Origin of the sequence: Streptomyces iconiensis (assembly GCF_028657195.3) — a bacterium.
GTDB classification, from domain to species: Bacteria; Actinomycetota; Actinomycetes; order Streptomycetales; family Streptomycetaceae; genus Streptomyces; species Streptomyces iconiensis.
Genome location: NZ_JANCPR020000003.1, coordinates 308604 through 322268, shown reverse-complemented (window position 1 = coordinate 322268; position 13665 = coordinate 308604). Strand labels below are relative to the sequence as shown.

8 protein-coding genes are annotated in these 13665 nt (G+C 73.1%); 5 read left to right on the top strand and 3 right to left on the bottom strand.

The window, feature by feature from the left end:
- Nucleotides 1-72: 72 nt before the first annotated feature.
- Entirely contained in the window at nucleotides 73-2967 is a 2895-nt protein-coding gene (gene afsR, locus NMN56_RS04335; protein WP_430542465.1) for an AfsR/SARP family transcriptional regulator, read from the bottom strand.
- 1486 nt (nucleotides 2968-4453) lie between these two features.
- On the bottom strand, nucleotides 4454-5752 hold the full coding sequence (locus NMN56_RS04330; protein ID WP_274045147.1) for a trypsin-like serine protease: 1299 nt from the start codon (nucleotides 5750-5752) through the stop codon (nucleotides 4454-4456).
- Nucleotides 5753-6094: 342 nt separating this feature from the next.
- Here NMN56_RS04330 and NMN56_RS04325 point away from each other — a divergent pair, with 342 nt between their 5' ends.
- The 4 genes from NMN56_RS04325 (at nucleotide 6095) to NMN56_RS04310 (ending at nucleotide 11805) form a co-directional block, all read left to right on the top strand.
- Nucleotides 6095-6889, top strand: a complete 795-nt coding sequence (locus NMN56_RS04325) for an IclR family transcriptional regulator (RefSeq protein WP_274045148.1) — start codon at nucleotides 6095-6097, stop codon at nucleotides 6887-6889.
- A 328-nt stretch (nucleotides 6890-7217) separates the two neighbouring features.
- On the top strand, nucleotides 7218-8987 hold the full coding sequence (locus tag NMN56_RS04320) for an OPT/YSL family transporter (protein ID WP_274045149.1): 1770 nt from the start codon (nucleotides 7218-7220) through the stop codon (nucleotides 8985-8987).
- 255 nt (nucleotides 8988-9242) lie between these two features.
- Nucleotides 9243-10307, top strand: a complete 1065-nt coding sequence (locus NMN56_RS04315) for a 2,5-dihydroxypyridine 5,6-dioxygenase NicX family protein (RefSeq protein ID WP_274045150.1) — start codon at nucleotides 9243-9245, stop codon at nucleotides 10305-10307.
- A 169-nt stretch (nucleotides 10308-10476) separates the two neighbouring features.
- On the top strand, nucleotides 10477-11805 hold the full coding sequence (locus NMN56_RS04310; protein WP_274045151.1) for an alpha/beta fold hydrolase: 1329 nt from the start codon (nucleotides 10477-10479) through the stop codon (nucleotides 11803-11805).
- A gap of 133 nt (nucleotides 11806-11938) precedes the next feature.
- Here the strand turns inward: NMN56_RS04310 and NMN56_RS04305 are convergent, their stop codons facing one another.
- Nucleotides 11939-12556: a short chain dehydrogenase gene (locus NMN56_RS04305; protein ID WP_274045152.1), complete on the bottom strand. Its 618-nt coding sequence runs from the start codon at nucleotides 12554-12556 to the stop codon at nucleotides 11939-11941.
- Between the two features lie 70 nt (nucleotides 12557-12626).
- Between NMN56_RS04305 and NMN56_RS04300 the strand changes: the two genes are divergently transcribed.
- Nucleotides 12627-13508, top strand: a complete 882-nt coding sequence (locus NMN56_RS04300; protein WP_274045153.1) for a LysR family transcriptional regulator — start codon at nucleotides 12627-12629, stop codon at nucleotides 13506-13508.
- Nucleotides 13509-13665: the final 157 nt, after the last annotated feature.

The window sequence follows — 13665 nt, the reverse complement described above, 5'->3', positions numbered from 1 at the left end:
GCGGGGTGAGTTGGGAGGGCAGGATGCCGAGGACTGCGTCAAGGCGCGGGGCGCTACGGCAAGGGCGTGGCGCTACTGGGCCGCCCTCGTGGGTTCGAGCAGCGCGGCGACCTCCTCGGCCTCGCCGCTCCCGAGCTGCCGGAACAGCGTGAGCGCCTCGCGCCAGCAGGCACGCGCGCGGTCGTGCTGGCGTACGGAGTCCAGGGCGCTGCCCAGCAGCGTCAGCGCACCGGCGCAGTGCCACGCGCCGCCGACGCCACGGAGGATGGCGAGAGCCTGCTCAGCCTGCGAAGCCGCCAGAGCGGGGCGCCCGCGTGCGAGGTGGAGCTGTCCGAGGCGATAGTGCGTGAGCCCCTCGCCCAGGCTCTGCCTGGTCTGCTGGAAGAGGGACCGCGCTTCGTCGAAGCACTGTTCGGCCTCGTCCAGCCGGTCGGCCGCGGTCAGCGCCGTACCCAGCGCGTTCAGCACCGGGGCCCTTCTCTCGGGGGGACCGCCGTGCCGGTCCTGGAGCGTGAGGGCCTGCTGAGCCAGCGCCAGCGCGTTCCCGGTCTCGCCCAGTCCGGTGTGCACCCGGGAGAGGAGGCACAGCGCGGCGACTTCGGCGTGATGGTCACCACGGAGACGGAAGGCGTCCAGTGCCCCGTCGACATGGCGCTTGGCCTCCTCGTGCCGGCCCTGGTACGTCGCCACGACCCCCAGGTCGTACAGCGCGTGTGAGGCGGAGAGCGGGTCGTCGGCCCTGTCGGCCAGCACGGCCGTCTCGCGTGCCGACTCGCCCGCCGCCTCGAACCGGCCGGCGGCGAGATGGAGCGCTGTCAGCGCGGAACGTACCCTCGCCCCGGCCCGGGGGTCACCGGCCGCGTCGGAGGCCGACTTCAGCGTCTCGGCCGTCTGCTCGTACTGCCAGACGTGGACACCGCTCTCCACAAGCACGCCGGTGACCGTCAGCAGGTCGACGGCGTGGCGGAGCGTGGGCCCTGAGGCCAACTGGCGGGCGCAGGACAGCGCGCAGTCGGACTCCGCGACGAGCCAGCCGACGGCGTCGCCGCGACCCGCGAAACGGATGCCTCCGCGTGCGCCGGTCTCCGTGGAGTCCATGAGCTGCGCGCCCGGCCGCGCCAGCGCGTACACATGCCGGGCCGTTGCCAGGTAGAAGTCGAGGAGGCGGGAGAGTGCCGCGTCGCGTTCGCTGGGGGGGTGTTCGTCGCGTTCGGCGCAGGCGCGTGCGAAGAGGCGTACGAGGTCGTGGAGGCGGTAGCGGCCGGGTGCGGCCGATTCCAGCAGGGAGGTGTTGACCAGGGATTCGAGCAGGTCCTCGGCGTCCTCGGCGCTCAGGTCGAGCATCGCTGCCGCAGCGCGCAGGGAGATGTCGGGGCCCTCGACCAGGCCCAGCAGGCGGAAGGCGCGGGCCTGTCGGGCGTCGAGCTGGCCGTAGCCGAGTTCGAAGGTGGCGGCGACGGCCAGGTCGCCGGCCTGCAGTTCGTCCAGCCTGCGGCGCTCGTCGCCCAGCTTGCGGGCCAGTACGGAGACCGTCCAGGTGCGCCGGGCCGCCAGCCGCGTCGCCGCGATCCGCAGGGCTCGGGGCTGGAAGCCGCAGGCGGCGACGACGTCCATGGCGGCTTCGCGTTCGGCGGCGACGCGCTCTTCGCCGACGATGCGGGTGAAGAGGGTCATGGCCTCTTCGGGGCTCATCACGTCCAGGTCGACCAGGTGGGCGCCGGCCAGGTCGATCATGCGGGTGTGGCTGGTGACCAGGGCTGCGCAGCCGGCGGTGCCGGGCAGCAGCGGGCGTACCTGGGCGGCGTCGCGTGCGTTGTCGAGCAGGGCCAGTACGCGGCGGCCGGCCAGGAGGGAGCGGAAGAGCGCTGAGCGTTCCTCGACGCCGTCCGGAATGGCTGAATCAGGTGTTCCCAGGGCGCGCAGGAAGGACCCGAGTACGGATTCCGGGTCGGCCGGTGAGGATCCGGCGCCCTGCAGGTCGACGTAGAGCTGTCCGTCGGGGAAGCGGTCGGCCGCCGCGTGTGCCACCTGGACGGCCAGTGTCGTCTTGCCCACTCCGCCGATGCCCGCGACGGCGGAGACGGCCATGACGGTGCCGTCGGCCTGCGCGAGCTGGTCGCCCAGTTCCGCGACGAAGGAGGCCCGGCCGGTGAAGTCGGCCACTTTGGCCGGGAGTTGGGCCGGACGCGCGAGCGCACGGGAACCGGATGAGACATCCTCCGGCTGGTGTGCCAGGGTCAGCTCCTCGTCGGCCTCCAGAATGCGCCGCTGGAGTTCGGACAGCTCCTGGCGCGGATCGAGACCCAGCTCGTCGGCGAGCAGGCGCCGGGTGTCGGCGTAGACGGCCAGCGCCTCGGCCTGCCGCCCGCTGCGGTACAGCGCGAGCATCAGCAGCTCGCGCAACCGCTCCCGCAGGGGATGCTCTGCGGTGAGCGCCGTCAGTTCACTGACCGCCTCCGCATGGCCGCCCAACCGCAGGTCCAGATCCAAACGGCGTTCGAGGAGACCGAGCCGCCACTCCTCCAGGCGCGTGCGCTGCGTCTCCGCGTACGGACCCGGCACATGGACCAGCGGCTCGCCCTCCCACTGGGCCAGCGCCGCGCCGTACTGCTCGCGGGCCGCGACGAAGTCACCCGCCGCGACGGCCCGTTCGGCCTGCGCGGCGTGCGTCAGCGCGATGTCCAGGTCAAGAGCGTCCTCGGCGCCGGTCCGCAGCGCGTAGCCACCCCACTCGCTCACCAGCAGCCCGGCCTCGGAACCGAGGGCCTTGCGAAGGCGTGAAGCGTACGTACGCAGCGCCGCCTTCGCCTGGCCCGGTGGCTCCTCGCCCCACATCGCGCCGATCAGTTCCTCGGCCGTCGCGGTGCGCCCGCCGCGCAGCAGCAGCGCCGCGAGCAGCGCTCTCTGCTGAGGCGAGCCTGTGGGCAGCGGCTCGTCGCCGCGCCATGCCCGCACGGGACCGAGCACGGCGAAACGGAGCCGGACCGAGGGAGGGGTGGCCTCGGGTGCGGGGTCGCCTTCCGGCGGGGGGTCGCCTTGCGGTGCGGGGGTGGGGCTTTCCGGTGTGGGGGGCCTTCCCGGAGCGGGGGTGCCTTCCGGAGGGGGGACTCGCTGTGGCGGTTCGGACGGCTGTTCCGGTTCGGGGGTCCGTGCCCGTGCGGGGGGCTGCTCTGCCGGGGCGGTGCTTCGCGGCTCCGCGAGTTTCCCCGCGGGTGGGAGGTTCGGCACGGGCTCCGGTTCACGTTCCGGATCAGCTTCCCGTTCACGTTCCGGGTCCGAATCCGGGTCCGGGTCCGAGTCCGGGTCCAGGTCAGGGCCCGGTCCCGGGCCGGGCGTGTCGAATTCGCTTACCGGCTGGGCCGGTTGGGCATCTGCGGGTGAGGCCGCGTGCCGGTGGCGGGGGCGCATTCTGTCCGCCGCCGTACGCACGAGTTCGGCCGCGCGGCGTGCGCGTGGCTCGTCGGCCGCGTCCTGGGCCGCCTCGAACTCCATGCAGGCGAGCATGGCGAAGGCGCCCCGCGCCTGGGGGTGGTCGCGGCCGAGGGTCGCGGCGGAACGCTGGGCGACAAGGGTGAGGACATCGACGGCACGTTCCGCGCGGTCCCGTTCCCCGGCCGCGCGTGCGGCCTCGAACTCGGCGGCCGAGAGGGTCACCAGGGCCGCCAGGCACCGGGGGTGTTCGCCGCCCAGCAGCGCGACCAGTCGCCGGCACACGGACTCCACCTCGGCGGCGAGCTGTTCGGCGGCGGCCGGCCCGGTGGGGCGGTCGCTGTGGCGGGCCTCCTCCACGAGTACGGAGAGGAGGAGCAGCCGGGCCTCCAGCACCCCACGGGCATCCGGCCGTCCCCCGGCCCTCTGCCCCCACTCTCGCGCCCCCTCTTCCTCCAGCTCCCCGTCCCCGTCGCCGTCCCTCCCTGCCTCTGCCTCGGCCTCGGCCTCGGCCTCTCCTTCTCCCTCTGCGGAGGCGAGCCGGTCCCGGGCGGTACGGGCCAGCTCGGCGGCGGTCAGTTCGGTGGCGTGCGGCGCGGGGCCCAGGCGCAGCCGGAGTGCGGAGAAGCTGGCCAGCATGGCTGATCCGGCCAGCCCTGACGGCGCGGCGGTGTCCGTGAGGGGAAGCGACAGCAGCCGCTGGGCGGTCTCCAGGTCGCTGCGCTCACCGCGTTCGGCCAGCATCCGCACGAGCTGGTAGCGCACGGGCAGCAGAACGGCGCTGTGCAGGGCCTCGTCCGACAGGGCCCGGTCAACGGCGCAGTCGACGGCCGTACGGGACAGCTGGGGCATGCCGAGTGCGTCCAAGAGGGCGACGAGGTGGGCCAGTTGGCCGACCGTCTCCGGGTCGGACATCGCCGCGTTGCCCCGTACGAAGACGGCGGTGTCCCTGGCGACGGCGGCGCGCGCCCCCGCGTCACCGCGCAGTCCACGCTCGGCGGTGGAGATGGCGTGGGTCCAGCTCTCAATCATGGGCATCGCGGGCGCCCTCGCCCAGCTTTCCTTCGATCAGCCGCCGCAGGACCTCGACCCGGTGTGCGGCGGCCTCGGTGGGGTCGATGAGCCCGTTCTCCGCCCACTGCCGCAGCGCGACGAGCAACGTCTCGGCCTCGGCGACCGGTTCGAGCCCCGTGCGCGTGACCGGCCCGGAGGGCGGCGGCGGGACCACAGGCGGGGTGTCAGCGGCAGGCCCGGGGCCAGGGGCGGCGTCGGGGTGGGTACCGGGCTCGCCCCCGGGAGCGAGAACAGGGGCTGTGGCGGGGAGTTGAGCGGCGTCCTGCTCCTGCCCCGCCGCGGGGTGTGCCGGGGCCGGGGGCCGGCCGTTGTGGGCCGCGGGATGGGGACCGTTCCGCGCCGGGGGAAGCGGACCGTTCGTTGCCGCCAGAAGCGGATCGTTCGTTGTCGCCGGAAGCGGACCGTTCGTTGCCGCCAGAAGCGGATCGTTCGTTGTCGCCGGAAGCGGACCGTTCGCCGACGGAAGCGGTTCACCCCGCGACGGCAGCCGGCCGTCCTGCCCGGTCGGAAGCGGCCCATGGCGCACCGGGTGCGCCGGGTGCGCCGGCGGGCGGAGTACGTCGATGAGGTGCCCGACGTCGAAGTGGTCGAAGCGGCGCAGCGCTTCCGCGATCGTGGCGGCGAACAGGACGTTGGCCGCGCGCAGTTCGGTGGAGTGCCGGTCCATGGCCTGTTCGAGGAGGATGCCCAGCACCACCGGATCGGCATCGGCCTCGCCGCCTTCGACGGGGCCGCCCGAGTAGCCGGAGTAGTCGCCGAGCCGCTGGTCCGCCGTGAGCTGGAGTGCCTCGATCGAGGCTCCGGCGACGCAGGTGTAGAGCATGGCGCCGTGGTCGATGGACCCGCTGAGCTGCACGTCGCCCGGTGAAGGGCGGTAGGGGCCGCGCCATTTGTCCCCCCGGGCCGCGATGTGGGCCGAGGGGACCGGCAGGGCGATCTCGTGGGATGCGTCGATCTCGATCAGTGCCAGGTCGGCCTCGTCGGCCGTACGGCACACCCTTCCGCGCACGCGCCGTGCGTCCGCCAGTGCGATCACGACCTCGCCGGTCGAGGCGTCCAGGTGCCGCAGACAGTGCAGCGCGGTGAGCACGAAGCAGCGGTTGAGGAGGAAGCCGGCGCCCAGTCGCTGTCCGGCCTGGAAGAGGTCCACCCAGTAACCCTCATCCGCCACGGGCCCCCGAGGGCCCCGGGCCCGTTCCGCCACTCGGCTCTCGTCGCCGGGCACCGAACGGGATGCCGGTGTCCGCACAGCACCCTCCTCCGCCGCCCGCGCGCTCAACTCCCCCAGGCTAGCCGAGCGTTGCTCTCTTCCCGCCCGGCGCGGCGCAGATCCCGGCCCGGTCGCGGCCCGGCCTGAGCCCGGTCCCCGCCCGGCCCCCGCCAGGTCGCGGGCCGGGGCACCGGAGGACGGCGGTGGCACGGCCCGGGAAGCGTACGAACCGGGCGACACAGGGCAAGGCGCGCGCGCAGGCATCACCATCGGAGTCCCTCCGAACCCTTGACACCCCCGGGGCCCACGCTCATAGTTCTCACCTCACAGCGCAACGGCGTTGCGCTGAGCGCACCAGGAGTTACGGCAGGAGGTGGGCGTATGGCCGACGAGGAAGAGCAGTCGCCGGCAGCCCGGCAGGCCCCGGCAGCGGGGGTGTTGCAGACGGCGGACCGCGCGCTGGTCGTGCTGCTCACCTTCAGCGAGCGGCGCCCTGAGTGGGGGGTCAGCGAGCTGGCACGGCACCACGGCTGGGACAAGGCGGTCGCGCAGCGGCTGCTGACGACGCTCACGGCGCGCGGGTTCCTGCTGTGCGACGGCACCACGCGCCGCTACCGTCTCGGCCCCGCCGTCTCCCGGCTCGCACGCGTCGGCGAGCACAGCGGCGTACTGCCCTCGCTGGTACGGCCGGTACTGGCGAGACTGCTGCGCGAGACCGGCGAGAGCGTGGTGCTCAACGTGCCCAACGGCGGCGGGTACCGCTGTGCCGCCGCCGTGGACGGCACGGGCCCCATCCGCTACACCGCACTGGTCGGGGCCCACATGCCGGGTCACGCGGGTGCTTCGGGCCATGCGATCTTCGCCTACTACCCCGAGGCGGAGATCCGGCAGATCTTCGGGGCAACAGCCCTTCAGCGCTTCACCGAACACACCCTGACCAGCCTGGACGCCCTGTTCGAGCAGTATGAGCTGATCCGCGGACAGGGGTACGGCGTCAGCCACGGCGAGTACGACGAGGCGGTCACCGCCGTCTCGGCGCCCGTCTTCCAGGGCGGCACCGTCGCCGCCTCGCTCACGGTCATCGGGCCGGGGCACCGGGTCTCCGCCGCGGTCGAGAGCATCACCGCTTCGGTGCTCGACGGGGCACGTGAGGCGACGGCGGCCTTCGGCATGTGACGCCGGCGACGCCGTACGCGGCGCCGCGCCCGCCTGAACACCCACGCCTCACCCGCCACGGCGGCCGGGCCAGGCCCGTCACGCCCATCAGGCCCACCGGGCCCGTCACGCCCGGCGTCGCACCGCCACTCTCCACCGCACGGGCCCACACGTGGGCCGGTACGCACATGGGCCGGTACGCACGTGAGGGCGCGGCACGGTCCGCCGCGCTGGGGCTCGTCGCACCCACTTCCTCCGCATTCCTTCCGACCTGTTCCGCCGATCTGCTCCGCCGATCTGCTCCGCCCGAGCGTTCCTCCCCCGTCCTGCCCTCGTGAAGAGGTGTCACATGTCTTCTCCACCCTCCCCCGGCAGAACCGCGCCCGATCCGGCGCCGGCGCCTGACCCGTCCTCCGCGACGCATCCCCGGGTGAGCGAACCGTTCCTGTTCGTACTCCTCGTGGTGCTGTCGGTCGTGGGCGCTGTCATCGGCATCGACCTCGTGGCCAAGCTCGGCATCTCCGCCAACACCTCGGTCGTGGGCGCCCTGATCGCCATGCTCATCGGGCGGATACCGCTGCGGATACTGCACCGGATGCGCTCGGTGCACCGCCAGAACCTCGCGCAGAGCGCGATCTCCGCCGCCACGTTCGCCGCCGCCAACGCGCTGTTGACCTCGGCCGCCGTGCCGTACGTCTTCGGGCGCGAGGACCTGGTGTGGCCGATGCTGGCCGGTTCGTTTCTCGGGCTGCTCATCGACGCCTGGGTGCTCTACCGCTCCTTCGGCTCCCGGCTGCTGCCCGCGCAGGCGGCCTGGCCCCCGGGAACGGCGGCGGCCGAGACGATCAAGGCAGGTGACAAGGGCGGCAAGCGGGCCGCCGTGCTGGCGGGCGGCACCGTTGTCGGGCTGGTGGGAACGTTCTTCAGCCTGCCGCTGTCGGCTGCGGGCGTCGCGTTCCTCGGCAACGTGTGGGCCCTGCTGATGTTCGGCGTCGGACTCGGCCTGCGGGAGTTCGGGCCCGACCTGTTCGGCACCGACCTGGGCACCGGCTACGTCCCGCACGGCGTGATGGTCGGCGCGGGCCTCGTGGCACTCGGCCAGGCCGTGACGGTGCTGGTGCGCAGGCACGGCAAGGGCGGCGCCGCCACGGGGAGCGCCCCGTCCACGGGCAAGGCGCACACGGACGGTGCGCCCGCAGCGGAGCAGCACACGGACGAGGCGCCCGCGGCCGAGCCGCCCGCAACGGACCCGCACACGGACGAGGCGCCTGCGGCCGAGCCGCACGCGGACGAGACGTACAGCGTCGACGAGGCGACGCTGCGCCGCACTCTGGTGCGTGGCTTCGCGCTGTTCACCGGGGGCGCCGCGCTCCTCGCGCTGGTGGGCGGGCTGTGGGGCGACATGAGCCTGCCAGGGCTGGTGGGCTGGGTGCTGTTCGCCGCGCTCGCCGCGCTGGTGCACGAGCTGATCGTCGGGCTGGCCGCCATGCAGTCCGGCTGGTTCCCGTCCTTCGCCGTTACGTTGATCTTCCTCATCCTCGGCCTGGTCATCGGCATCCCCTCGGTACCGCTCGCGCTGCTGGTCGGCTATGTGTCCGCCACAGGCCCCGCGTTCGCCGACATGGGGTACGACCTCAAGGCGGGCTGGCTGCTGCGCAGCGACCACCGGCCGTGGGACCCGTACGAACGGGCCGGCAGGCGCGAGCAGTTCCGCGCGGCGCTCATCGGGTTCGCCGTGGCGCTCGGTGTCGTCGCGGTGCTGTGGCAGTCCTACTTCCAGCAGGACCTGATCCCACCGGTCGCCAAGGTGTACGCCGACACCGTGCGGCACGGGCTCAGCGATCCGGGTGCCCTGCGCACGATGCTGCTGTGGGCGATCCCCGGCGCGCTCATCCAGCTTCTGGGCGGCACCCGCCGCCAGATGGGCGTGATGCTGGCGACCGGGCTGCTGATCCTCACCCCGCACGCCTGCTGGCTCGTTCTGGCGGCGCTGGCCATCCGCGTCGTCTACCGGCGGATGCGGGGCCCGCGCGCCGACACGGAGCTGAACCTCGTCGGCGCCGGCCTGATCGCGGGCAGTTCCCTGGGGGACTCCGCCCAGATCATCAAGGCGCAGTAGCAGCGCCCCCGAAAAGCAGAAGCAGCCCCCGAAAAACGCGGTGAACCGCACACCGAAGAGGGCGGCCGTCTGCGCCCCGAAGGGGCGCGGGGAACTGCGCGCCCAGCCACAAATCACCCGCAGTCCTGGGGGCACCTCCCTGCTCGAAGAGCTTGGGGGAACACAGAAAGCCGCACCCCCCTCCCCGGCAACCACAACCACAACCACAGGCACAAGCGCAAGCACACGCACAAGCACAAGCACAAGGAGCCCAGCATGGAAATGCACAGCCGCCTGGAACCCCGCAACGAATACCTCGGCTTCGAACTAGCCCTGGCGGCACGCAAACTCGTAGAGGAGGTCATGCTCGTAAAGCCCGGAGAACATGTCGCCCTCACAGGCGACACCAGCAGCGACCGGCGCGTGCTCGACGCGACGGCGCACGCGGTGGCCGCGGCGGGCGCGCACCCGGTGATCATCTGGTACGAGACGCTGCCCGGCTCCTCGATGGAGCCGCCGCGGCCCGTCGCCGGCGCCATCGCGGACGCGGACGTGTGGATCGAGTTCGCGGTCTCCTACCTGATGCACTCGAACGCCTTCCGCGCCGCAATGAAGAACGGCTGCCGTTACACCAACCTGACCGCGATGGACGTCCAGATGCTCGTCGCGACCGTCGGGCGCCCCGACTTCCAGGGCGTCATACGGCTCGGCAAGGCCCTGGTCAAGCTGCTGGAGGCCGCCGACGAGGTACGTATCACCTCGGCCAACGGCACCGACATCACCGGGCGCAACGGCGACCGCCCCATCAACCTGCGCGGCAAGCCGGCCGAGAAGCCGGGCGAGACGGTCATGCTGTCCGGGCAGATCTCCTGGAACCCGCTGGAGGAGACACAGAACGGCACCCTCGTCTTCGACGGCGCCCTGTGGCCGCCGGACGAGCTGGGCCTGCTGCGCTCGCCGGTTCGCTGCACCGTGGAGAACGGCGTTGTGACCGCCATCGAGGGCGGCCAGGACGCCGAGACGTTCCGGCGCTGGATGGAGTCCTGGGACGACGCGAACATGTTCCGCGTCGCCCACTGGTCGCTCGGCTTCAACCCCGGCGTGCCCGCGCCGACGGGCCGGATCGTGGAGGACGAGCGGGTGTTCGGCTGCGTGGAGCTGGGCATCGGCACCAAGGGCGCCTGGATCGGCGGCGAGCCGTGGGTGTCGGCGGCACACACCGACGGCAGTGTGCTCGGCCCCTCCATCTACCTCGACGGCGAGGCCATCGAGGTGGACGGACGCTATGTGCACCCTGAACTGGTGCGCGTCTGCCAGGAGTTGGGCGTAGCCGGGTACTGAGGGCCTTCCGGAAACCGCCCGTGGGGAGGGGCCGCCCGGCCGGCGCACAGCCACCCGGCCCGGCCCCGCCCCACCACTCCCCCGGCCTCTCTGACGCCCTGCCTCTCGCCCGTCTCCCCTCGCCCCGAACCGCCCCCTCCCCTCCCCTCACCCCGAAGGAGCCCCGCACATGAGCACCCCAGCGCCCGTTGCCGTACACCGCCACGGCGGCATGGTCTGCGCCGACCACGTCCTCGACGTACCGCTCGACCACGCCAGGCCCGGGGGGCCCGCGCTCTCGCTGTTCGCGCGCGAGGTCACGGCGGCGGGGCGCGAGCACGAGGAGCTGCCCCGGTTGCTGTGGCTCCAGGGCGGGCCGGGCGGGCGGGCCGAGCGGCCGAACGCGGCGGGCGCCTGGCTGCGCCGCGCGCTGCGCGACTACCGTGTGGTCCTCATGGACCAGCGCGGAACGGGCCGTTCAGCCCCCGCTGACCGCCGCACGCTGGCCGGTTTCGCGGACGCGCACGCCATGGCCGACCACCTCGCGCACTTCCGCGCCGACTCGATCGTCCGCGACGCGGAGCTGCTGCGCGCCCACCTCGGCGGCGTACGCGAGGCGGACCGGCCCTGGAGCGTGCTGGGGCAGAGCTTCGGCGGGTTCTGTGCGCTGACGTATCTCAGCCTGGCGCCCGAGGGGTTGGAGCGGGCCCTGATCACCGGCGGCCTGCCCACCCTCACGGGGCACGCCGACGACGTCTACCGGGCCGCGTACGCCCGTGCCCTCGCGCACAACGAGCGCTACTTCGCCCGCTATCCGGGCGACCAGGAACTCGCCGACGCCGTCGCAGCGCACCTGGAAAGCGAGGACGTACGCATGCCGACAGGGGAACGGCTCAGCGTGCGGCGCTTCCAGACGCTCGGCATCACCTTCGGTACGGCAGCGAAGTTCGACGCGCTGCACTATCTGCTGGAGACCGCGTTCACCGAGGGGCCGCGCGGGCCCGAGCTGTCCGACGCGTTCCTGCGCGGGGCCGACGCGCTGCTCTCCTTCGCCGAACGCCCGCTCTACGCCGTACTGCACGAGCCGATCTACGCGCAGGGTGGTGCGCCGACCGACTGGTCGGCGCAGCGCGTACGCGAGGAGTTCCCCGCCTTCGACGCCTCGGGCAGCAGCGCGGAGGGCGGTGGGCCCGTGCGCTTCACCGGCGAGATGATCTACCCCTGGCAGTTCGAGGAGGACCCGGCGCTCGTACCGCTGCGTGAAGCGGCACATCTGCTCGCGCAGCGCACCGACTGGCCGCGCCTGTACGACCTGGACCGGCTGGCCTCCAACGAGGTACCGGTCACGGCCGCCGTCTACCACGACGACATGTTCGTCGACCGCGACCAGGCCCTGACGACGGCGGCCCAGGTGCGCGGCCTGCGCCCCTGGGTGACCAACGCCTACGCGCACGACGGTGTACGCGCCGACCCGGCCGTGCTCGACCGCCTGCTGGCCATGTCCGCCGGGGAGTTGTGAAGGACACCCGGTGAACGCCACCACCGAACACGCCGTCCCGGTCCGGCCGGGACCCGTACCCGGCCACACCCCGCGCACGGCGCCCGCCGCCGCGACGCTGCGCGCCGGCGCGGCGCGAGCCGGCCTCGCCGGCTCAGGACAGCTCGTAGACCTGTCCGGTCTGCGCGCCCTCGATGGAGCGCACATACGCCTGCGCCACCGTGTCCACGTCCACCGGGGGCATGCCGGGGAAGAACTCCCCGTACTGGGGGACGCATTCGGTGAAGAGCGTGGGGCTGACCGCGTTGACGCGCTGGGGTGCGATCTCGATGGCCGCGGCGCGCACGAACGCCTCGACGGCGCCGTTCGTCATGGCCGCCGCGCTGCCCGTGGGGATGGGCTCGCGCCCCAGCACACCGCTGATCAGCGTGAAGGAGCCGCGCTCCGCGATACGGGAGACGCCCTGCCTAACCACTTCGAGCTGGCTGAGCACCTTGCCACGGAAGGCGGCCGTGTGGTCCTCGGGCGTCATCTCCAGCACCGGCTTGTAGGGCACGTCGCCCGCTGCCGAGGCCACGGCGTCCAGGCGCCCGGCAGCGCCCGCGCCCTCGGCCGCCCGGTACATCCGCGTGATCTGTTCCGGATCCTCGATGTCGTGGCGCAGGTCGCCGCTGTGCCGGCCCACGGTGACGATCTCGTGGCCGCGCGCTGTCAGTGTCTTGTGGACGGCGGTGCCGAGCGTTCCGGCCGCGCCTATCAGGAGAATCCTCATGCCCTGGACGCTAGAGCGGGCGGCTCATGGGAGGGAAATACCGTTCGTACCGGACTTATGCTTGGCGGTTATGAATGTGGAGCTGCGTCACCTGCGGGCACTGGCCGCGATCGGCGACGAGGGAACCATCACCGACGCCGCCCGTACGCTGCACGTCAGCCAGCCCGCGCTCTCCCGCACGCTGGACCAGTTGGAGAGCCGTCTCGGCACGCGCCTGGTCGAACGGACCACCCGCCGCCTGGAACTGACCGCAGCGGGCCGCGGACTGTGGGAGCACGCACACCGGATCCTGCGGCAGCTCGACGACGCGCTGACCGAGGCGGCCTCCGGGCCACGCGCCCTCCAACTCGGCTTCGTATGGGCCGCGTTGGGACGCCATACGGTACCGCTGCTGCGGGCCTGGCGCACTGAGCAACCCGATACACCCGTGCACGCTCACCGCGACGACGACCCCGAGGCCGGGCTGCGGCGCGGGAGCCTGGACGCGGCGTTCCTGCGTACACGCCCCGCACCGGGTACGGGCCTGGAGTCCGTGGCGCTGTACAGCGAACCGCGCATGGCGGCCGTGCCCGAGGGCGACCCGCTCACGGCCCGCACGGAGGTGCGCCTCGCCGAACTGGCGCCGCACACCGTCGCGGTCTGCGCGACGGCCGCCACCACCAGCGCGGCGCTGTGGCCGAGTGCGCTGCGCCCCGCCACCGTCGAGGTGACCAACGTCGACGACTGGCTGACGGCCATCGCCACGGGGGAAGCCGTCGGCGTCACGGCCGAGGGCACGACCCACAGCTATCCGCACCCCGGCGTGCGCTATCTCCCCCTCGCCGACGCGGCGCCCGTGACCGTCCGCCTGGTCTGGCCCCGTGTCCCCACGCACCCCGCGACGGACGCGCTCCGCGAGCACGCCGTCCGCTTCCTCCGCGCGGCGGCTGCGACACCGGCCGCGCCCACCTGACCCACGCTGACCGCGTTGGCGCACCGACACCGCACCGGCCGCACCGGCCGCACGCGCCGGTGGCATCGGGGTATGACCGCGTAGGGCGCTCGCGCCGGGGCCTGAAGGGCCCCTGGGGGTTGGTACGGCCCTCCGGGGGCACTCGGAGGTGACCCCC

Bases quoted from the DNA above. Each gene is read 5' to 3' on its own strand.
- NMN56_RS04300 (WP_274045153.1), top strand. From the start codon at position 12,627: ATGAATGTGGAGCTGCGTCACCTGCGGGCACTGGCCGCGATCGGCGAC.
- NMN56_RS04325 (WP_274045148.1), top strand. From the start codon at position 6,095: ATGGCCGACGAGGAAGAGCAGTCGCCGGCAGCCCGGCAGGCCCCGGCA.
- NMN56_RS04305 (WP_274045152.1), bottom strand. From the start codon at position 12,556: ATGAGGATTCTCCTGATAGGCGCGGCCGGAACGCTCGGCACCGCCGTC.
- NMN56_RS04315 (WP_274045150.1), top strand. From the start codon at position 9,243: ATGGAAATGCACAGCCGCCTGGAACCCCGCAACGAATACCTCGGCTTC.
- NMN56_RS04320 (WP_274045149.1), top strand. From the start codon at position 7,218: ATGTCTTCTCCACCCTCCCCCGGCAGAACCGCGCCCGATCCGGCGCCG.
- NMN56_RS04310 (WP_274045151.1), top strand. From the start codon at position 10,477: ATGAGCACCCCAGCGCCCGTTGCCGTACACCGCCACGGCGGCATGGTC.